The 20,312-nt window shown below is 71.3% G+C and carries 20 protein-coding genes and 1 tRNA gene; 3 read left to right on the forward strand and 18 right to left on the reverse strand.

Annotation, left to right across the window (positions count from 1 at the left end):
• Window positions 1-2 precede the first annotated feature (2 nt).
• The 7 genes from ASF60_RS23185 to mdcA are packed head-to-tail and all read right to left on the reverse strand — an operon-like array spanning window position 3 to window position 6,203.
• Window positions 3-962: an acyltransferase domain-containing protein gene (locus ASF60_RS23185; RefSeq protein WP_056190664.1), complete on the reverse strand. Its 960-nt coding sequence runs from the start codon at window positions 960-962 to the stop codon at window positions 3-5.
• Between the two features lie 13 nt (window positions 963-975).
• Window positions 976-1,860 carry a triphosphoribosyl-dephospho-CoA synthase MdcB gene (gene mdcB / locus ASF60_RS23190; protein WP_082508160.1) on the reverse strand — a complete coding sequence of 295 codons (885 nt, stop codon included), beginning with the start codon at window positions 1,858-1,860 and terminating at the stop codon, window positions 976-978.
• Window positions 1,861-1,863: 3 nt separating this feature from the next.
• Window positions 1,864-2,580 (reverse strand): malonate decarboxylase holo-[acyl-carrier-protein] synthase, encoded by a 717-nt coding sequence (mdcG, locus tag ASF60_RS23195; RefSeq protein WP_244478550.1) that lies wholly within the window; start codon window positions 2,578-2,580, stop codon window positions 1,864-1,866.
• Window positions 2,573-3,298: a biotin-independent malonate decarboxylase subunit gamma gene (mdcE, locus tag ASF60_RS23200; RefSeq protein WP_056190666.1), complete on the reverse strand. Its 726-nt coding sequence runs from the start codon at window positions 3,296-3,298 to the stop codon at window positions 2,573-2,575. The genes mdcG and mdcE overlap by 8 nt, the downstream gene beginning before the upstream one ends.
• Before the next feature lies 1 nt (window position 3,299).
• Window positions 3,300-4,232: a biotin-independent malonate decarboxylase subunit beta gene (locus tag ASF60_RS23205; protein ID WP_056190668.1), complete on the reverse strand. Its 933-nt coding sequence runs from the start codon at window positions 4,230-4,232 to the stop codon at window positions 3,300-3,302.
• A complete protein-coding gene (mdcC, locus tag ASF60_RS23210; RefSeq protein WP_056190670.1) occupies window positions 4,232-4,543 on the reverse strand; it encodes a malonate decarboxylase acyl carrier protein in 312 nt (103 codons plus the stop codon). Before mdcC ends, ASF60_RS23205 begins: the two co-directional genes overlap by 1 nt.
• A gap of 13 nt (window positions 4,544-4,556) precedes the next feature.
• Window positions 4,557-6,203, reverse strand: coding sequence for a malonate decarboxylase subunit alpha (mdcA, locus tag ASF60_RS23215; RefSeq protein WP_056190673.1), 1,647 nt, complete (start codon window positions 6,201-6,203; stop codon window positions 4,557-4,559).
• Between the two features lie 166 nt (window positions 6,204-6,369).
• Here mdcA and ASF60_RS23220 point away from each other — a divergent pair, with 166 nt between their 5' ends.
• Together ASF60_RS23220 and ASF60_RS23225 are read left to right on the forward strand one after the other, a co-directional pair.
• Window positions 6,370-7,050 (forward strand): GntR family transcriptional regulator, encoded by a 681-nt coding sequence (locus ASF60_RS23220; protein ID WP_056190676.1) that lies wholly within the window; start codon window positions 6,370-6,372, stop codon window positions 7,048-7,050.
• A gap of 198 nt (window positions 7,051-7,248) precedes the next feature.
• Window positions 7,249-7,515 carry a hypothetical protein gene (locus tag ASF60_RS23225; RefSeq protein ID WP_056190679.1) on the forward strand — a complete coding sequence of 89 codons (267 nt, stop codon included), beginning with the start codon at window positions 7,249-7,251 and terminating at the stop codon, window positions 7,513-7,515.
• Between the two features lie 84 nt (window positions 7,516-7,599).
• Here ASF60_RS23225 and ASF60_RS23230 read toward each other — a convergent pair whose 3' ends face one another.
• Genes ASF60_RS23230 through ASF60_RS23275 form a run of 10 tightly spaced genes read right to left on the reverse strand, consistent with a single transcriptional unit; the run spans window position 7,600 to window position 19,043 of the window.
• Entirely contained in the window at window positions 7,600-7,926 is a 327-nt protein-coding gene (locus tag ASF60_RS23230; RefSeq protein WP_056190682.1) for an oxidase, read from the reverse strand.
• A 10-nt stretch (window positions 7,927-7,936) separates the two neighbouring features.
• Window positions 7,937-8,602, reverse strand: a complete 666-nt coding sequence (locus tag ASF60_RS23235; protein WP_056190684.1) for a cytochrome c oxidase subunit 3 — start codon at window positions 8,600-8,602, stop codon at window positions 7,937-7,939.
• Entirely contained in the window at window positions 8,599-10,278 is a 1,680-nt protein-coding gene (locus ASF60_RS23240; RefSeq protein ID WP_056190686.1) for a cytochrome c oxidase subunit I, read from the reverse strand. The genes ASF60_RS23235 and ASF60_RS23240 overlap by 4 nt, the downstream gene beginning before the upstream one ends.
• Window positions 10,275-11,261, reverse strand: coding sequence for a cytochrome c oxidase subunit II (gene coxB / locus ASF60_RS23245; RefSeq protein ID WP_056190689.1), 987 nt, complete (start codon window positions 11,259-11,261; stop codon window positions 10,275-10,277). The genes ASF60_RS23240 and coxB overlap by 4 nt, the downstream gene beginning before the upstream one ends.
• Window positions 11,258-11,764, reverse strand: a complete 507-nt coding sequence (locus ASF60_RS23250) for a hypothetical protein (RefSeq protein ID WP_056190691.1) — start codon at window positions 11,762-11,764, stop codon at window positions 11,258-11,260. Before ASF60_RS23250 ends, coxB begins: the two co-directional genes overlap by 4 nt.
• Window positions 11,761-12,756, reverse strand: a complete 996-nt coding sequence (locus ASF60_RS23255; protein ID WP_056190692.1) for a hypothetical protein — start codon at window positions 12,754-12,756, stop codon at window positions 11,761-11,763. The genes ASF60_RS23250 and ASF60_RS23255 overlap by 4 nt, the downstream gene beginning before the upstream one ends.
• Entirely contained in the window at window positions 12,753-13,307 is a 555-nt protein-coding gene (locus ASF60_RS23260) for a c-type cytochrome (RefSeq protein WP_056190694.1), read from the reverse strand. Before ASF60_RS23260 ends, ASF60_RS23255 begins: the two co-directional genes overlap by 4 nt.
• Window positions 13,304-15,295 carry a quinol:electron acceptor oxidoreductase subunit ActD gene (locus ASF60_RS23265; RefSeq protein ID WP_056190695.1) on the reverse strand — a complete coding sequence of 664 codons (1,992 nt, stop codon included), beginning with the start codon at window positions 15,293-15,295 and terminating at the stop codon, window positions 13,304-13,306. Before ASF60_RS23265 ends, ASF60_RS23260 begins: the two co-directional genes overlap by 4 nt.
• A gap of 5 nt (window positions 15,296-15,300) precedes the next feature.
• Window positions 15,301-18,384 (reverse strand): TAT-variant-translocated molybdopterin oxidoreductase, encoded by a 3,084-nt coding sequence (locus ASF60_RS23270; RefSeq protein WP_056190736.1) that lies wholly within the window; start codon window positions 18,382-18,384, stop codon window positions 15,301-15,303.
• Window positions 18,384-19,043, reverse strand: coding sequence for a cytochrome c3 family protein (locus ASF60_RS23275; RefSeq protein WP_056190697.1), 660 nt, complete (start codon window positions 19,041-19,043; stop codon window positions 18,384-18,386). Before ASF60_RS23275 ends, ASF60_RS23270 begins: the two co-directional genes overlap by 1 nt.
• A gap of 353 nt (window positions 19,044-19,396) precedes the next feature.
• Between ASF60_RS23275 and ASF60_RS23280 the strand changes: the two genes are divergently transcribed.
• On the forward strand, window positions 19,397-20,188 hold the full coding sequence (locus ASF60_RS23280) for an SCO family protein (protein WP_244478551.1): 792 nt from the start codon (window positions 19,397-19,399) through the stop codon (window positions 20,186-20,188).
• Between the two features lie 47 nt (window positions 20,189-20,235).
• Here ASF60_RS23280 and ASF60_RS23285 read toward each other — a convergent pair.
• Window positions 20,236-20,312 (reverse strand) — tRNA-Met (locus tag ASF60_RS23285).

A 20,312-nucleotide genomic window follows, 5' to 3' on the forward strand; every position in this document is an offset into this window, starting at 1 on the left:
GTTCAGGCCCCGTCCTCGATCCATTGAATCACACCGGCGGACCTCCGAAAATCCTCCAATGCATGAACCCGCGCGTCGGGCAGGGCCGCCCGGGCCATGGTGGCGAGGGCGTGGCCGGGACCGAGCTCGAGAACGTGGTCCGCGCCGAACTCGCCGATGCTCTCCAGGCAGGCGGCCCAGTCCAGGGTCTGCGAGAGCTGCGCGGCGAGCTTGGCCAAGCCCACCTCCGGCCGGAACACCGCCGCCCCGTCGAGGCCGCTGAGGAGGCGCGGGGCCGGACGCGGGGGCGTCGCCAGGGGCGCTTCGGCCAGCCGTTCGGCGAAGCGGGCCGAGGCCTCGGCCAGGAGCGGCGTGTGGGAGGGGATATGGACGGGCAGGCGCACCGCCCGCGCGGCGCCGGCTGCGAGCGCGGCCGCGCAGAGCCTGTCGAGGGCCTCGACGGGACCGCCCACCACCACGCTGTCGACGGCGTTGCGGATCGCCGGGTGGCACCCATGCTCCCCCGCCATCGCGAAACACCGCTCGGCGGGCAGGCCGCGCAGGCCCGCGAGGCCGTAAGGAATGCCGCGGCCGGAATCCGGACCCGCCACCGCATCCATCGCCTCGGCGCGGGCGGCGGCGAGGTCCAGCACCGTCTCGGGCGCGAACAGGCCGGCGCAGCCGAAGGCCGCGAGATCACCGATGCTGTAGCCGGCCACCACGACGCGCGCGGGTCTCGCGGCTTGCGAGGCTTGGGCGGCTTGCACCAGGGTCCAGGCGGCGAGGCCGGCGACGCAGCACAGGATCTGCCCGGTGCGGTTGGCGTGGAGGTCCGCGCCCGTGCGCACGAGGTCGCGCGGGTCCTGGCCGAGGAGCGGGGTCGCCGCCGCGAAGATGCCTTGCGCCTCCGGCCGATCGGCGGTGAGGTCGAACATTCCCGAATGCTGGCCGCCCTGGCCGGACAGCAGGATCGCGAGGGTCATGACGGCGCGACGATCATGGTCGCTCCCAGGCGTCGACGAACAGGGTCATGGCGAGAAGGTCGGCGGCCCCGCCGGGGCTGAGGCGGCGGGTGACGAAAGTCCGGTGCAGCGCCTCCGCCCGCGAAAACCAGTCGTCCGGCGCGATACCGCCCGCGGCGATGAAGCGGGCGGCTTCCGCCCGCGCGAAGGCATACCCTTCGGGGCCGCCGCGATGCAGCAGGTTGGTGTCCTCCAGGCAGGCGACGAGGGCGAGGCAGGCCTCCACCCGCGCGGCCTCGGGCGCATCGGGGCGAAGAGCGCGGGCCCGGCGCAGGGCCGGCAGCCCGGTGCCGTAGAGGCTCGGGAACCCGGCCGCCGCCTCGGCCGGCGCGCCCCCGACGCCGTGTCGGCGCCGCGCCCGCGCGCCCGGCGCGTGCAGCAGTTCGGGGCCGTCGAGGATCGCGTCCGCGTGGCGCGCGCGGACATGGGCGCCGAGGCTCCCGGCCGCCGGGCGCATCCCTGAGGCGCCGGCCGCGGCACTGAGGAGGCCGAGGCCGAAAATGGCGCCCCGGTGGGTGTTCACGCCCCCGGTGGCCGCCCGCATCGCCGCTTCCGCCGCGAGGCCGATCCGGCGCAGATGCGCCATCTCGGCCCCCGCCGCGCCGGCCTCGGCGAGCTCCGCGAAGAAGGGCTCCAGGGCATCGGCACTCGCCCGGAAGCGGCCCGCGTCCATGTCGGAATGGCTGCCGCTGTCCACGTGGCTGACGAGGCCGGGCTTGGGATAGGTGGCGAGCTCGCGGTGCAGGCATGCGGTGGCGAGGCGGGCGATCCGCCGCGACAGGCCGCGGGGTCGCGCCGGGTCGGGCACCGCGGACGGGATGGCAGCTCCCTGGACCGCAGATGCGGAGGCGGACGGCATCGCTCAAGCTGCCGGGGACAGGGCGGCGCGGAGTGCCGCGACGGGCCGAAGCTCCAGGCGCAGCAGGCCCTTGACGAGGACCGCCTCGTCGGGTCCGGCCGCGTGCAGTTCGCGCCAGTTCACGGCGAAACCGTCCGGTAGACAGATCTCGCCGTCGAGGCGCATCGGCGCCGGTCCCGCGATGCGCGCCAGACCGCCGAGGAAGGCGCGATCGAGGGAGGCGTGGGCGAGGAAGGCGCGATCGAGGGAGTCGGGCCAGAGCAGGTCGAGGTCCGAGGTGTCCGAGAGATAGGGCAGGCCGGTCAGCGCCTGCCAGAGCAGGCCGCCGAACACGCGCGGCACGCAGCCATGGGCCGCCCCGTGCGCGACGAGGGCCGCGATGGTCGGGTGCCAGGCGGCGGGGGCGGCCCCGCCGGCCTCGGTCAGGGTCAGGCCTGGGCGGGGCGTGACGGAGCCCGGATCGAGGGCGAGGCCGATGCGGCGCTTGCCGAGGGCGGGCGGCAGCGGCAGGCCGGCGGCGACGAGGCCGGCATCCTCGCCGGGCCCGCGGCGCCGGGCGATGACGGGCCAGCCGCGTTCCGCCCAGCCGGCGAGATGGGGAATCTCCGCGAGGTCCGGCCGTCCCGCCAGCACTCGGCTCCAGGCGCCGGGCGTCACGGTGAGAAGGTCGTGGCGCGCGAGGGGCGACAGAGGCGACAGGGGCGACACAGGATCACGCACCCTGCGCCTCGCGCACCACCCGGGCGGCGATGTCGTGGGCCAGCGGACGGCCGCCCCGCTCACGACCGAGGGCGTCGCGGGTATCGCGGATGTCGGCTGCAGCCCCCTGCGCGATCAGCGCGGCGACCTGGGGACCGAGGGGCCGTGTGGGATCGAGAACCGCCTGCACGGCACCGGTCTGGACCATGTTGTCGAGGCCGGGGGCGAAGACCGGCGTAGCGCGAGCCATCTCTTCCAGCTTCTCCAGGGGCAGCTTGGTGACGCGGGCCACCGAGGGCAGATCCATCACGCTCGGATGGGCGCCGGGCAGGGCCACGAGCACGCGGGTGGCGAGCGCGGTGGCGATGAAGGCGCCGGCCGCGCTGTGGCCGTAGAGCAGGCCGATGGTCGGATGGCCTTGCGCGTCGGCCAGCAGCAGCGCCTTGGCCAGATGGGCGAGATACTCGTTGAGGCCGAGCAGTTCGTCGCGCCGGCTCATGCGCTGGCTGTCGGAATCGATCAGGACGAGGATCGGCGTCTCGCCGCCGGCCCGCACCACGTCGAGGACGCGCCCCGCCAGGTGGCAGGCGCCCTCGATCCCGAGGGCCGTGTTCCCGTCGATGCCGACCACGGCGATTCGGCCGGCCCCGAGAGGACCATCCCCGGTGATCAGACCGTCCGACACCGTGACGGCGTGGCCCGCGGGAAAGAGCGCGGCGAGGATCGCCTCGAGGGCCATCTTATCGGGCATGGTGCGGCTCCTCCGGCAGGCGGGCGAGCAGGGCGTCGAAGCCCTCGGTGGTCAGGCCCGGCACGGCGGCGGGGTCGGCGATGCCGAGGCCGCCCCAGATCTCGGTGGCGTCCCGGGCATCACCGAAGCGGTCGAGGCGGGCTTCCAGGCGGGCCTGCTCGGCTTCGAGCGTGGCGAGGTCGAAGGAGGGGGCTGCCGGGATCGCCGCCAGGACGGCCTTGCGGAACGCCCCGATGGTGTCGTCGACGAAGGCGTCGGCGGCGCCGATGAGGCGCCGGTGCTTGCCGCCCATGGTGCGCCACACCAGCGCCCGGTCGCGGGAATCGAATTCCTCCGCCCCCCGGTTGGTCTCGATCACCTCGGGACCGGAGACGCTGAGGCGCCCGCCCTCGGAGATGACGAGGCGCGCGCAGGTGCCGGCGATGAGCCCGCCGCCACCGTAGCAGCCGGCCCGGCCGCCGATCAGCCCGATCACCGGGATGCCGGCGGTGCGGACCTGCGTGATCGCCCGCATGATCTCCGCGATGGCGGTCTCGCCGGCATTGGCTTCCTGCAGGCGCACGCCGCCGGTGTCGAACAGGATCAGCACGGCGGCCGGCTTCACGGCCAGCGCCGCCCGCAGCAGGCCGACGAGCTTGGCGCCGTGGATCTCGCCGAAGGCGCCTCCCATGAAGCGGCCCTCCTGGGCGGCGACCAGCACGGGTCGCTCTTCAAGCAGGCCGCGCCCGACGATCATCCCGTCGTCGAAGGCGCGCGGCAGGTCGAACAGCGGCAGGTGCGGGCTCATCATCCGCTGCTCGGGGCCGATGAATTCCTGGAACGTGTCCGCGTCGAGGAGACCCGTGAAGCGGGCGCGGGCGCTGGCCTCGTACCAGCTCTGGTCGAGCGGAGAGGTGGAGAGAGAGACGGGTTTGAAATCCATCACGGCATCTCCATCAGGCGCGCGCCCTGGGCGAGGCGCAGGGACACGGTGTCGGGGCGCGCGCCCCCGTCGTTGATGGTGATGGTGAGCCCGCCGGGCTGCCGGCGCGCCACGAAATCCGCCACCACGGCGGCCCAGACCGCCCCGTAACCGGCGATCGCGGTGTCGATCTCGACGCAGCAGGCATCGGGCGCGAGATTGCGCTCCAGCAGCACTTCGAGGTTGCCGGAGGCGACGACCCCGGTGATCGCGCTGGCCCGGGTGCCGGGGAGCGCCGTACGGGTGGCATGGCGGAAGCTCAGTTTCTCCATCGGCGAACCCTCCTCACCAGTTCCGGAACTTGGCCGGGGGTTCGTAGAGCCCGCCCGACCAGTGCACGAGGTCCTTGATCGAGCGCGCCGCGAGCAGCGAGCGGTCGGCGTCGAGGGGCTCGATGCCGAGGTCTTCCGGCCGCTGGATGATCTTTCGCGCGCGCAACGCCTCGACCATCGCGTGATCGCGGCCCCGGCCCACATCGGTGTAGCCGGCGACCCCGCGGATCGCCTGCTCGCGCTCGTCGAGGGTCCGGCACAGCAGCAGGTTGGCGATGCCCTCCTCGGTGACGATGTGGGTGACATCGTCGGCGTAGACCATCACGGGGGCGAGCTCGAGGTTGAGCTTTCTGGCCAGTTCCAGGGCGTCGAGACGCTCCACGAAGGCCGGCACCAGCTTGTCGCCGAAGGTTTCGACGAGTTGCACCACGAGCTTGCGTCCGCGCCGCAGGGCCGGATCACCGGTGCCGCCGGCCTCGCGGCCCGCCTTCATCCAGGTGTCGGAGGGATGGCGCCGGCCGTGCGGGTCCGAGCCCATGTTCGGCGCACCGCCGAAGCCCGCCACCCGGTTGGTGGTCACGGTAGAGGAATGGCCCTGGAGATCGATCTGCAGGGTCGAGCCGATGAAGAGGTCGCAGGCATAGAGCCCCGCCGTCTGGCAGAAGGCGCGGTTCGACCGGAGGGAGCCGTCGGAGCCGGTGAAGAACACGTCCGGCCGGGCGCGGATGTAATTGTCCATGCCCACTTCGGACCCGAAGCAGTGGATCTGCTTCACCCAGCCGGATTCGATGGCCGGGATCAGGCTCGGATGCGGGTTGAGCGCCCAGTGGGTCGCGATCCGACCCTTCAGGCCGAGGCGTTCGCCGTAGGTGGGCAGCAGCAATTCGATGGCCGCCGTGCCGAAGCCGATGCCGTGGTTGAGGCGGCGGATGCCGTACGCGGCATAGATGCCCTTGATCGCCATCATGGCCATCAGGATCTGCGTCTCGGTCACCGCCGCCGGGTCGCGGGTGAAGAGCGGCTCGACGTAGAACGGCGTGTCGGCCTCGACCACGAAGTCGACCCGATCACCCGGGATGTCGACGCGCGGCACCCGGTCGACGATGTCGTTCACCTGCGCCACCACCACGCCGTTCTTGAAGGCGGTCGCCTCCACCACGGTGGGCGTGTCCTCGGTGTTGGGGCCGGTATAGAGGTTGCCGTCCCGGTCGGCCGAAACGCCCGCGATCAGGGCCACGTTCGGCGTGAGGTCGACGAAGTAGCGCGCGAACAGTTCGAGGTAGGTGTGCACCGCCCCGAGTTCGATCTGGCCGCCATACAGCATCTTGGCGATGCGGGCGCCCTGGGGGCCGGAATACGAATAGTCGAGCCGCTTCGCGATCCCCTGTTCGAAAACGTCGAGATGCTCGGGCAGCACGATGCCGGACTGCACCATGTGCAGGTCGTGGACGCGGGCCGGATCGCAGGCGGACAGGCCGCGGGCGAGGCAATCGGCCTGCTTCTGGTTGTCGCCCTCCAGGCAGACCCGGTCGCCCGGCTGGAGGATCGCCTCGAGGAGGTCGACGACCCGGGACGCCGGCACGACCTTGCCATCCGCGTGCGGCCGCGCCCGTTCCAGGCGCGCCTCGCGGATGTCGCGCTCCTTCTGCCACTGGCTCATCGGATCGGCTCCCGGACTCTGACCCGCTTCGTATACATGATAACGCGAATTTCGGCCATCGATATCCCGAACCAGGGGAAAACGACTCCGTGACGTCATCTGACGTGCTATAGCGCTTCCTCCGTATACGCAGCCGGGCACTGCCCGGTCTCCGCGAGGCGACCCGATGGACGAACACGGAACGGAACGCGGCCTCCTGTCGGACCAGATCCGCAACGCGCTCATCGACGAGATCGCGGCCGGTCGTCTGGCTGCCGGCACCGCCCTCGACGAGCAGGATCTCGCCGACCGCTTCGGCGCGTCGCGCACCCCCGTGCGAGAGGCGCTTCGGCAGCTCGCGTTCAACGGGCTGGTCGAGTTGCGCCCCCGCCGGGGCGTCGTGGTCACGCGCATGACGCCCGAGCGGATCATGGACATGTTCGAGACCACCGCCGAGTTCGAGGCGATGTGCGTGCGGCTCGCCACCTACCGGATGACGCCGCTGGAGCGGAGCCACCTGATGGACCTGCACGCGCTCTCCGGTGCCATGGTGGCGGCCGGCGATGTCGACGCCTACGACAGCCTGAACCGCAGCTTCCACGAGGCGCTCTACGGCGCGACGCATAACGGCTTCCTGAAGGAGCAGGCGTTGGCGCTCCGCACCCGCCTGTCGGGCTTCCGCCGGACGCAGCTGCGCCATGGCGACCGCATCCGCGGCTCGCGCGAGGAGCACGGAGCGATCCTGGCGGCGATCGCGGAGGGCGACGGCGAGGCGGCGGCCCGGCGCATGCGCGCTCACATGCTCAATGCCGCCAGCGCCCTGCGCCACTACATCGACGCTCACTCGGACGCCCACTCCGACGCGTGATGCGTCAGGCGCATGAAGAACGGCAAGACCGAAGGCAGAAATGCGCCTGGCACATGCAACGGGTGCTGCAGCGCACGCCGTCCTCGAAAAGCCCGGCCTATATCGAGACCGTACCAAGAAGAACGGCCCCCGGACATCCTGAGCTTGATCCAGGATCGTTTGACGGAGACCGGACCTGTACATCTGGATACTAGCGCTATGAACACCCGTCTTGCTTCCGCCGCCGTCGCCCTCGTCCTGACCCTCGGCGCCCCCGCCACATCCGCCCTCGCGCAGAGCTACAACGCCCCGGCCGGCATCCCCGCCGCCGCCGCGCCCGGCAGCCGCGTCGTCGGCGCCTTCGATGACGTGACCACCGGCTCGCTCGGCCGCCGCGCCGACGACTCGGCCAAGGCCGGCAACGCCGAGCAGAACAACAAGCCGACCGCCAATTACGGCACCACCTCGGGCGGCCCGGCCTATTGAGGGCCGCGCAACACCTGAGCTGACAAAGGCGGGGCGCGAGCCCCGCCTTTGTCATAGGGGCGCGATCTCCTCCGATGGCGCGCCTCAGCGCGCGAGGTAATCGGTCAGCGTCATCCCGAACAGGATCGCGGCCCAGAAGAAGCCGACCCCGGCGAAGAGCCGGACGAGGGGCGCCTCGTGGCGGACCTCCATCGACACCAGGATGATGATCGCCGCCATCACGGCGACCACCGCGAGTTCGACGATCCAGGCCTGGGCGAAGGGCCGCGTTGCCCCGAGCGTCACGTTCACGGCGAGCAGGGCCAGGAGCGCCAGGAAGGTGCGGACCGGTCTGCGCAGGCGGCTCCACAGGAGCGCGCGATCCTGGGGACCGAGAGCTTGGGGACCGAGAGCCTGGAAGGGGTTGCGCATCGCCGTCGTCCTACCGGTTGACCACGTAGAGCACCGGGAAGGCGATGATCCAGATCAGGTCGATGAAGTGCCAGTACAGGCCGTAGACCTCGATCCAGTTCTGGTGCCGCAGCAGGAATCCGGGACGCGAGGCCTTCCAGGTGAGTCCGAGCAGGATGGCGATGCCGGTGACGAGATGGACCGCGTGCAGTGCGGTCGCCACGTAGTAGAGGTTAACGAAGAGTCGCGTCGCCGGCTGTTCCGCCAGCGCATAGGGCCGGCGGGCGAGGAAGGGCATCATGTGCTCCTCGTAATCGGCGACATACTCGTAGCCCTTCAGCACCAGGAACAGCAGGCCGAGGCTGGCGGTGGCGAGGAGGCAGCCGACCATCGGCCGCTGCCAGCCGAGACGCGAGAGTTCGATCGCGGCCGACATGGTCAGGCTGGAGCAGAGCAGCACCACCGTGTTGACCACCCCGATCCAGAACTTGAGGTGCCCGGCCGCCGCCTGCACGGCCTCGGGATGGAGCAGGCGCAGGATCAGCGCCGTGAGGAACAGGCCCGAGAAGAGCAGGAGTTCGGTGAGCAGCCAGGCCCACATGCCGAGGGTGGCGGCATGACGCTGCTGAGCCACCGTGGCGAAGTGCTCGGCACGCGTCACGCCGACCGGGTCGGCACCGATGGAATCAGCGCTCATGTGTGCTGCCTCCCGGTCTCCTGCGCCTGGATCGGGTAGTCGTAGGGCACCTCCGGCACCTGCGGCGGCTGCGAAAAGTTGTGCGGCGGGGGCGGGGAGGTCGTCTCCCATTCGAGCCCCTTGGCGTCCCAGGGATTGCCGGGTGCCCTGCGCCCGAACCACAGGGCATAGACGAGGTAGACCATCGGGAAGAGGTAGCCCGCCGCCAGGATGGTCGAGCCTGCCGAGGACAGCACGTTGAGGAGCTGGAATTCCGGCGGGTAGGTCGCGTAGCGCCGCGGCATGCCGAGATAGCCGAGGATGAATTGCGGGAAGAAGGTGACGTTGAAGCCGAGGAAGATGAACAGCGCCGAGATCCGGCCCCAGGGCTCGCTGTACATCCGCCCGGTGATCTTCGGCCACCAGAAGTGCAGCCCGCCGAGGAAAGCCAGCACCGTGCCGCCGACCATGATGTAGTGGAAATGCGCCACCACGAAGTAGGTGGCGTGGACGTGCTGGTTGATGGCCAGCGTCGCGAGGTAGAGCCCCGTCAACCCGCCGAGCACGAACAGGCCGATATAGCCCATGGCGTACAGCATCGGGGTATCGAGGCGCAGGCGGCCTTTGTGGATGGTGGCGGTCCAGTTGTAGACCTTGACCGCCGAGGGCACCGCCACCGCGAAGGACAGGGCCGAGAAGGCCAGCGAGGCGAGGTCGCTCTGCCCGTTGACGAACATGTGGTGGCCCCAGACGAAGAACGTCACGGAGGCGAGCCCGATCGCCGCGTAGGCGACGAAGCGGTAGCCGAAGAGCTTCTTCTGGGCGAAGGCCGGCACGATCTCGGAGATGACCCCCATCCCGGGCAGGACCATGATGTAGACCGCCGGGTGCGAATAGAACCAGAACAGGTGCTGGAACAGCACCGGGTCACCGCCATAGGCCGGGTCGAACACACCCACGTGGAAGGCCCGCTCGGCGATGAGCAGGATCAGCGCGATGGTGATGACGGGGGTCGCCAACAGGAAGATCAGGCTGGTGGCGTAGTGGGTCCAGACGAAGATCGGCAGGCGGAACCAGGTCATGCCGGGCGCCCGCATGGTGTGGATGGTGACGACGAAGTTGAGCCCCGTCAGGATCGAGGAGAACCCCACGATGGTGACGCCGATGAGCGCGGGCAGCACCCAGGTGTTCGAGAAGGCGGTGGAGAGCGGCGCGTAGAAGGTCCAGCCGGTATCGACCCCGCCCAGCACCACCGAGACCAGGGTGAACAGGGCGCCGGCCATGAAGACGTACCAGCTCGCCAGGTTGAGCCGCGGGAAGGCGAGGTCCTTGGCCCCGATCATCAGCGGGATCAGGAAGTTGCCGAAGGTGTTCGGAATCGACGGAATGAGGAAGAACCACACCATCACCACCCCGTGGATGGTGAAGGCCTTGTTGTAGGTGTCGTTGGTCATGATCGCGCCGTTCGGCACGACGAGGGCGAGGCGCACGAAGCCGGCCGCCACCGCGCCGATGACGAAGAAGGCGGTGATGCTGGCCAGATACAGGAGCGCGATGCGCTTGTGGTCGGTGGTGAAGAACCACGAGCGCAGGGTCGATTCGGCGTGGAGATAATCCTCCGGCCGGTCCAGGGTCGGCGCCGGGATGTGAGGATCGCGCGCGGCGGCGTCGCCGTGCAGGGTTCCGGCGCTGCTCATCGGGGGGTTCCTCGAGACGTTTCCTGGGGCATGCCTTCGGCGACGCGATCATAGGATCTGAGGTAGCCGACGAGACGGTCGAGGTCGTCGGCCGGGATCACCCCGCGAAAGCTCGGCATCACCTGCTTGCCGCCGCCGGCGAGCCGGTTGGCGTTGGGGTTGAGGATCTTGGCCCGGATGTAGTCCTCATCCGCCGTGAGGGTGCGGCCATCGGCGAGGTGGACCGGGCGGCCGTAGAGGCCGGCGAGGGACGGCGCCTTCACACCCGCGACCGCGCCGTCGTGGCAGCCGGCGCAGCCATAGGACTCGTACAGGACGCGGCCCGCCGCCACGTTCGATTGCTGCGCGCCCGCATGGGTGAGCCAGTGCTGGTACTCGGCCTGGGTCATCAGGGTCAGGTTGCCGTCCATGACCGAGTGGTCGGTGCCGCAATATTCCGAGCAGTAGAGCCGATAGGTCCCGGTGCGGTCCGCCTTGAACCAGATCTCCGTCGTCCGGTCGGGCAGGGCGGCGATCTGCAGGCGCAGGGCCGGCAGGTAGAGGGCGTGGATCACGTCCTGGCTGGTGATGCGGATGCGGACCGGCTGGTCGATCGGCAGGTGCAGGTCGTTGATCTCGGACTGGCCGGTCGGATGCTGGAACTTCCACATCCATTGGCGGCCCACCGCCTCCACCACCATGGCCCCCGGCGGCGGATGGCGGGACTCGATGAAGAGCTTGGCGCCCCAGCCGAAGAAGATCAGCGTCAGCCCGTAGGGGATCAGCATCCAGCTGATCTCGATCAGGAAACTGCGGCGCTCGTCGGTGCTGCGGTCGACCTGCTCGCCGGCCCGGTAGCGCAGGGCGAAATACGTGATGGCGAGGAAGACCGGCACCGTGAGGAGCAGGGTCAGCACCGTGAAGCCGAGGATGATGTGGTCGGTCTCGACCGCCGTGGCCGAGGCGGCCGGGGGCCAGAGCGCGAGGGCGGATTGGGCCTTCATGGCGCCGGGACCCGCGGGTTTTCCGGGTCGAAGGACCGGCCGGCCATCAGCGCCATGGCCCGGTCGATCGGGATGCGGGCACGGGTGCGGGACGCGTCGAGATAGGCGTAGCCGGACAGGCGGCCGGCTTCGTCCGCCTCCTTCGCGTCGATATCCGCATAGGGATCGGGCTGCAGGTTCGGGGGCGGCGGCCGGATCGCCACGATCTGCTGGGGGGTGAGCGGGGGCAGGGCGCGGCGCTGGTGGCCGAGGACGACGTGGTCGAGAAGCAGGACCGCGCCGATGGTGGCGAGCACGGCGCCGGCGAGGCCGAGCATCACCCAGGCCGTCTTGCCGGCCGCGGCGTCGCTGTGCTCGTAATCCCAGTCCTGCGCCGGAGGTTCGGAGCCTGAAGCCTCGGCGGCGCGGGTCGGGACGGCGCCGGTGCGACGCAGGATCAGACCGGCCAGGATCGCCGGGAGGAGGCCGAGGCTTGAGCGGCGGGTGTCGTTCGGCGCGCTCATGCGGGTCTCTCCGGGGCGAGGCGAGCGGGGTGGCGCAGAGCGGGATGGGAAGCGAGGCCGAGGGCGAGGCAGGCGACGGCGAATCCGGCGAGGCCATCCTGCCCCGTGACCACGAAGGCCCCGCGCGAAGCCGGGGTGACGAGCCAGGCCATCTCGGCGCCATGGACCACGAGGGCGAGCCCCGCCAGGACTCGGGTCGTCCACGGCCCCGGCCGCAAGGTCAGGAGGGCGGCGAACACCGCGACGGCTCCGCCCGCGACGCTGAGGGCGCGCCCCAGGAGGCCGCCGCGCGCCAGGTACCAGGACACCTCCGCGGGCAGGTTGGCGGACCAGACGACGAGGAACTGCACGAAGTGCAGGAAGACCCAGGCCGCCAGCAACAGGGCGAGCGGCAGCAGCCCGGCCTCGGGGCGCTTGCCGGGCGGTAGAACCAGAAGCGCCGCGGCAAGGGCCGCACCGCTCCAGGCCACCATCATGAGGAGGCCGATCAGGCTGGAGCCGAGGCGGGGGTCGAGGGCGGTGACGAGGTCGAAGCTCACGAGGGTCGCCAGCACGGCGTGCAGGCCGAGCACCAGGGCGACCGGTCCGCGGCCGGCGGCGACCCGGAGACAGAGCCAGACCCAGAGGGCGAGGGCGGCGACGATCCGCGCGGCGAAGAACGGGGTGGTCAGCCAGATTTCGGCGAGTGGGGTCGCGGCGGGGGTTCCGCCGGCGAAGGGATAGAGCGCCGGCACCACCCCGACGAGGGGGAGGGCGAGGAGGGCCGCCACCGGCATCAGCCCGAGGCAGCGCCGCAGAGACGGGCGCAGGGACAGGAATCCTCGGGGCGCGAGCGCATCGAGGCCCGCCGCCAGGGGGAGGGCGCCCAGCGGCAGGGCCAGGAGGCCAAGCCACGCGGCCAGATAGGACGCCTGCCAATCGCCGAGACGGACGGCGAGGCCGAGGGCGGCAAGGCCGGCCAGGAGTGCGGCGAGCGAGCGGCCGGCGCTCATCGGGCGGTCTCCGCGAGCCGGGTCCGGTCCAACTCCGGCAGATCCGCCACCGCCGCGCCCTGGCTCAACTGCAGGGCGCGGATATAGGCGACGATGGCCCAGCGGTCGGCCGGGGCCACCTGCGCGCCCATGCCGAACATCGCACCGTGCCCCTGGGTGATCGCCCTGTAGAGCGCGTCGGCGCTGGCGCCCCGCAGGCGCGCGTCGGCGAAGGACGGCGCGGCGGGAAAGCCGCGCGCCACGATCATGCCCCGACCGTCGCCGCTGCGACCGTGACAGGGCGTGCAGGCGATGCCGTAGCGCTCCCGGCCCCGCGCCAGAAGGGCCGCGTCGATGACGGCCGGGCGCGGCACGAAACGGGCCGGATCAGTGCGGGGCACGGTCCCGGCCACGGGTTCGCGCATGGTCATGCCCTGCGGGAAAAAGCGGTTGGCGTCCCAGGTGTTGGCCTTGGCCTGATCGCGCATGTTCGCCTCGCCGCAGCCGGGCAAGGTCAGGGACAGGCTCACGGACAGGACGAGGGGGAGACCAGGGTCGAGCCAGCGCCTCATCGCGGCACCCGCCGGATGGCGAGGGGACGTCCGCCTCCCTCGGGAAGGCTCACGAGTCGGCGCTCGATGCGCGCCGCGTCGAAGTCGGTGCTACGGGCCTCGGCGGCCAGGAAGTAGCGGTCCTGCGACGCCCGCCCGAATTCCGGGATGTTGAAGGCCGGGTGGTTGAGACGCGGCAGGCGGTTCACGAACAGGAAGACCGCGTGCACGGCCAGCGTCCCGCACATCACGCCGAAGGACAGGCTCGGCACCACGAACGAGGGCCAGGAGAAGCGCGGCCGCCCGCCGACATCGAAGACGTAGCCGTAGGCGGTCGCGTAGACGCACATCCCGTAGAAGGCCGCGCCGCCGGCCAGCGACGCGCCCAGGGCATAGGGGAGGATCGAGCGGTTCCGGCGCGCGAGCCCGTCCAGGGCATCCGGCATCGGCACGGGGCCGAAGGCATCGAGGCGCACCGTCGTGCCGTGATGGGGATGGGGGCGGGCCAAAGCGCGCATGGCACAGGCCATGTCCGCCTCGGTGTCGAACTCCGCGCTGACGCCCCAAAGCGGCGTCTCGGCGCCGACCGGCCGGTCGGCGGGCACGGGTCCGGCCGGGGCGCGCGGCTCGGCCGGCGCAGCCGCGCGCAGGTCGGCGATCGAGAGCACCGGCAGCGTGCGCAGGACCAGGAGCAGCAGCACGAGGAACAGACCCACCGAGCCGGCAAACGTCGCCACGCCCCACAGCCCGACCCAATACGCGAGGGCGGAGGAGGGCAGGAAATCGTGCGAGAGGGTCACCACCAGCACCATGACGTGGTCCGCATAGGCTCCGATCGCCACGAGGCCGCCCACCAGGGCCAGCGTCGGGCTCGAGCGCCGGAAGCGCGCCCACCAGAACAGGTGGACGGGGAGCAGCGCGCAGGTCAGCACGGTCCAGAACGCCCAGGCCTGCGCCCCGGTGAGCCGCCGCACCAGGGTCGCCCGCTCGAAGGCGTCGCCGTGCAGGAAGCCGGACAGGAACTCGGCCCCGTGGCAGTACAGGCTGGCGAGGCCGAGGCCGAGGAGAAGCCGGGCGAGACGCTCGACGTGCCGCTCGGTGATCAGATCGTCGAGGCCGTAGACGGCGCGGATCAGCACCGCCAGGGCGGCGATGACGGCCACGCCGGAGAACACCGCGTTCACCAACTCGGCGACGGGCAGGATCGTGTCGTGCCAGCCGGGAAGGACGGAGCCGGCGAACATCACGGAAGCCCCGGTCTGGAGCGCGACCACGAGGAGCAGGCCGAGCAGCGCGACGATGCGGTAGGCCTGCCCCCAGAGCTGCCAGTGCGAGGCGGAGCCGCGCCAGCCCGCCGCCGCGATGCCATAGGCCTGGGCCTTCAACCTCGGCCAGCGGCGCGGACGCCCGGCGCGCCGGGACTTGATCTCGGCCTCGGCATAGGCCCGGTCGCGCAGGGTCGCGAGATCGGGCAACAGGCCGAGATACCAGAGGCTCACCGTCACCACGAGGAAGCTGACGATGTCGACGGCGTCCCAGACCAGGGGCGAGCGGAATTGCGGCCACAGCCCCAGCGTGTTGGGATAGGGCAGGTTCCAGTAGAAGAACCACGGGCGCCCGAGATGGATGATCGGGTAGAGCCCGGCCGCGAGGGTGCAGAGAAGCGCATTCGCCTCCGCGATCCGGCTGATCGCGCCGCGCCAGGGCGCATCGGTGAGGCGCAGGGTTCCGGCGACCACGACGCTGCCGCAGGCGATGCCGATCCACCAATCGTAGGAGGCGATGTCCAGCGCCCACACCACGGCATTGTTGTTGTTCCAGATCCCGACGCCGGTGAAGAGCAGGACGAGGATCACCCCGAAGAACAGGGCGAGCAGGCCGGACGCCGCCGCGAAGGCGATCCACCAGCGCCGTCCCGGCGGATTGTGCAGAGCCCGCACCGCGATCGCGCGCGCGATCCCGGCGCCGGAGCGGGTCGAGGTCTCGGGACCGAGGACCGCGTCGGCCATGCCGCTCAGCCCTCCCGACCCGGCTCGGCATCGGGCGCCCCCGGCGCCAGGCTGGCGAGGTAGGTGGTGCGGGGGCGGGTGTTGAGATCGCCGAGCAGGGCGTAGTTGCGCGGGTCCCGGCGTGCCGCGGCGACCCGGCTCGCATCGTCCGCGAGATCGCCGAACACGATGGCCCGGGTCGGGCAGGCGCCCTGGCAGGCAGTCTCCACCACCCCGTCGGGGATCGGCGCATGCGCGTCCTTGGCCGAATCGATGCGCGCGCCGGCGATGCGCTGGAGGCAGTAGGTGCATTTCTCCATCACGCCGCGCGCCCGCACGGTGACCTCCGGATTGCGCTGCTGCTGCTCCACCGGCGCCGCCCCGCCGGTATAATCGAGGAAGTTGAAGCGCCGAACCTTGTAGGGGCAGTAGCTCTGGCAGGTGCGGGTGCCGATGCAGCGGTTGTAGACCTGCAGATTCAGGCCCTCGCTGTCGTGCACCGTCGCCTCCACCGGGCAGCCGAGCTCGCAGGGCGCCTGCTCGCAATGCATGCAGGGCACGGGCTGGAAATGGGTCTTCGGCGCGTCGAGCCCGCCCGCGTAGTAGCGGTCGACCCGAAGCCAGTTCATCCAACGCCCACGCGCCACCTCCTCGCGCCCCACCACCGGGATGTTGTTCTCGGACTGGCAGGCGGTGAGGCAGGCATTGCAGCCGATGCAGGCGTCGAGGTCGATCACCATGCCCCAGGCCCGGGCGCTCTTGCCGCCCGCCGATGCCTCGCCCCGCCCCGCCGACAGCGCCTCGGGGTAGAAGGACGGCACGGCCGCGCCCGGTGGATCGCCGACGCTCGGCGCCCCCACCGCCTGCACGCGCACGAAGTCGTGCCCCTGCATCGTGCCGAGGTCCTGGGTCGTCACCGGCTTCGCATGGCGGCCGGTCCGGGTCAGGGTCACGCCGGAGAGCCCGTAGGGCGTGGCGCTCGACCGGAGCGCGTTGGCATCGTAGCCCAGCCCGTGGGCGAGATGGTCCGGCACCCGCCGACCATAGCCGAGGGTCAGCGTCACCGTGCGCTCGGCCTGCCCCGGCAGGATCCAGGCGGCCCCCTCCAGGCGCCGACCGTTCGCCTCCACCGCGACGATGTCGCCGGTGGAGAGACGGAGGCGTTCGGCGAGCGTCGGGCTCAGCGCGACCACGTTCTCCCACACCACCTTGGTGAGCGGTTTCGGCAGTTCCTGGAGCCAGCCGAGATCGGCCTCCGCTCCATCCCAGACGCAGGGATCGGGGCGGAAGACGAGGGCGATCCTGTCCCCCGAATCCGTGCTCGGCGCCGGCACGACACCGCCGGAGAGGGTGACGGCTTCCACCGCCAGCGCGGAATCGGGCAGGAAGCCGAGGCGCAGGGCCTCGCTGAAGCGCGCCGCGAAGGCGGCGTCGCCCTCGTCCGGGCCGCGCCACTGGCGCTCCAGCAGGACGCGCCCCTGTGGCGCTCCCTCGTTCACGGACGCTTCGTTTGCGGGCCCTTGTGTTCCGGGCCCTTGTGTTCCGGGCCCTTGTGTTCCGGGCGCCTGAGGCGCGGACGCTTCGTTTGCCGGCGCCTCGGCCCCGAACAGGGTCAGGATTTCGTGGGCCGAACGGCCACCATAGAGCGGTGCCACGGTCGGCTGGATCAGCCCCACCGTGCCGTCGAGGGAACGCGCATCGCCCCAGCTTTCCAGCGGGTGGGCCAGGGGCAGGTGCCAGTCGGCATGGGCCGCGGTCTCGTCGAAATAGGCGGCCGCATGAATCTTGAACGGCACCCGCGACAGCCGTTCGGCGAAGGCGAGATCGCCCGGCGCGGCATAGGCGGGATTGACCCCGAGCATCAGCAGGGTGCCGACGCTCCCCCGTGCCATCGCATCGACGAGGTCCGACAGGCTCTCGGCGCCCTGGACCGGAACCGGTGCGGTGTGCAGCACCGTGACGCCGGTGTTTCCCAGCGCCCCGTTGATCCGGTGCACGAGGGCATGGACCTCCGCCGGCTGGCCGAGGCCCGCGGTGACGACGCTGCGTCCGCGATCGGCCAGCAGGGCCGCGCCAGTTCGTGCGATCCAGGCCGCCATCGGTCCATCCGGGACCTCCGGCCGGCCGCCCTCCGCCAGACGCAGCAGGTTGTGCGCGAGGCGCACGAGGTCGTCGGGCTCGGCCGCGAGGGTGTGGTCGGCCTTGCTGCTGGTCAGGCCCGGCGTGGAGGCGGCCGCGTGGAGGGTGAGGAGACCGCCCGCGGCCTGCGCCGCCCGGCGCGCCTCGATCCAGCGTCGGGACAGGCCGACCTGCCCCGGCCCGACCTCCAGGAAGTCGCCATCGAGGGCAACCAGGGTGTGGGCCCGGTCGAATCGGATCTGCGTCTCGAGGGGCCGGCCATAGGCCTGCCGCGCACCCTCGTAGAGGCCCGTGCGCGGCACCGTCTCGGCGACGTGCCAGCGCAGGCCCGGATAGGCCGCGCGCAGCCGCGCGATCCCGGCGGCCAGCGACGGCGACGTGACCGGACCGGTGAGGAGGTGGAAGCCGGCGCCCCCGGTCTCGCGCAGGGTCGTCAGGCGCGGCAGCAGCGCCCCGCGAAAGGCCGCCCACGCGGAGGGGCGGCCGAGATGCTGGACCGCCTGGCTGCGGAACGGATCGTAGAGCCCGAGCACCGAGGCCTGGGCCAGAACGTCGGTGCCGCCCCGGCTCCAGGGATGCTCGGGATTGCCCTCGACCTTCAGGGGCCGGCCGTTGCGGGTGGTGACCAGGATGCCGTTGGCAAAGCCGTCGAACAGCGCCGAGGAGGCGTAGGCGAGGGGAGCGCTCGCCACGATGCGCTCGGGCTGCACCACGTAGGGCACCTCGCGCCCGCGACCGTCGAAGGCATCGCAGGCCGAGAGGCCGGCAAGCGCGAAGGAGGCCGCCATCAGCTTGAGGAAGCCGCGCCGTTCCGGTCCCTGCGCGAGAGCCAGCGCCCCCGGAAACTCGGATCGGAGATAGGCCTGAAAGGCGCTGGTCTCCGCGACCGCGTCGAGGCTGCGCCAGAAGGCGGGTCCATCCCCGGACGCGAGGCAGCGGCGCAGATGCGCGAGGTCGTGGGCATCGGCCATCAGCGGTGACAGATCCCGCATTCGGTGAGCCGGTCGCCGCCGTGAATGTGGTTTTTCGCCACGAGTTCCGGCCCCCGCGTGGCCTGATCGGCGGGCGGACTCCAGTTCATGTTCCAGACCTGATCGGGTGGGCGCACGTATCGGTCCGGCGCCCGGTGGCAATCGAGGCAGAAGCGCATCTCGAACGCGTTGGCACGGAAGGTCATCTGCATGGTCGTGACATCCCCGTGGCAGGTGGAGCAGCCAATCCCCTTGGTCACGTGCACCGCGTGGTTGTAGTAGACGTATTGCGGAAGCTTGTTCAGCCGTGTCCAGCGCAACGGCTCACCGCTGGCAAAGCTGTCGCGCACGGGCTTGAGCATGTCCGACCCGGTCCAGATCTGCGAATGGCAGGTCATGCAGGTCTGGGTCGGCGGCAGCCCGGCGCTGGCCTGGGTCTCCACGGTGGTGTGGCAGTAGCGGCAATCGATGCCGAGTTCCCCCGCATGGTGCTTGTGGCTGAAGGGCACCGGCTGGGCCGGTGCGATCCCGACGCCGGTGACGTAGTCCGAGCGCGCGATCCCCGCGACCACGACGGCGCCCCCGGCGAGCAGGGCCGCCCCGGACAGGACCGCGAGGCGCAGGAGCGCGTCGGCCCCGGGCGCGAACAGTTGCGCCATCAGGAGCGGCGCCGACCTGACAGCACGGTCGGGCGCGGGGTGTCACGATGCCGTCTCATCCGCTTTCCACAGCCCAGGTTTCCGACGACAACCACAGGCCGGAGGCACCGGTTCACTCCGCGGCGGCAGCCCATACGGGTTGGCAGGCCGGTCATCGGGGAGGAAGTCGGGGGGAGGAGGTCGGGGAACGTTTGGGCCGCGTATCCGCTTGCCGTCATGAGAGTGCCGTCCGCAGAGATGTCCCCGCCCTGGGTGCCCTGGGATGTGGGCGCGCAAGCCACCGGGCCGGCCGAGACCTCAGGACCGACCACACGATCCCCATGCGCGTTCGCGACCCGATACGGGCGATCCGGATGACCTCGCGACTGGCGTCCGCCCTGTTGTTCGGCCTGATGGGATCGGTCGTGCTGCCCGGCATCGGGTGGGCGCGCCTGGCGGAGAACGACCTCGCGCGCGTCGCCGTCGCACCCGCGGCCGATGCCCGGGTGGACCTGGATCTGGCCTTCACCGATGCGGCGACGGGAGCGACCACGCTGGGGGCGGCGATGGGCGGACGGGCGACCCTGTTGCTGCCCGTCGATTACACCTGCGCCAATGTCTGCGATCCGATGCTGGCGATGTCCGCAGCGGCCCTCGCGGCCAGCGGGCTCGCGCCCGACCGCGACGTCAGCTTCGTCCTGGTCGGCCTCGACCCGAAGGACGACGCCGAAGCGGCGCGACGCATGCCGCAGGCATCGTCGGGTGGGCCGGTGGCGGCACGGGCGCTCGTGGGCGATGCGCAGGCCATCGCGCGCCTGACCGGAGCACTGGGCTATCGCTACATCGTGGACCGCGACAGCGACAGCATCGCCCATCCGGCCGCCGCGATCCTGTTGACGCCGGAAGGACGCGTCGCGCAGGTGCTGTCGCCCCTGGCCCTCAACGGCCGCGACCTGCGCCTCGCGCTGATCGAGGCGGGGGAGGGGCGGGGCAGCACCCTGGCCGATCGCCTCACCCTGCTGTGCTACGGCTACGATGCAGCCCGCGGCATCTACACGCCGCTGGTGGAGCGCATCCTCAGTCTGGCCGCCGCCGCGACCGTGGTCGTCCTCGGTCTCGGCATCGTCCTGCTTCACCGGCGGAGCCTGCGCGGAAGGGACGCTTGAGACACGAAAAAGCCCGCCCTGGTGTTCCCGGGGCGGGCTTTTGTGTTTGGTTGCGGGGACAGGATTTGAACCTGTGACCTTCAGGTTATGAGCCTGACGAGCTACCGGGCTGCTCCACCCCGCG

The sequence above is a fragment of the Methylobacterium sp. Leaf113 genome, assembly GCF_001423325.1.
GTDB lineage: Bacteria > Pseudomonadota > Alphaproteobacteria > Rhizobiales > Beijerinckiaceae > Methylobacterium.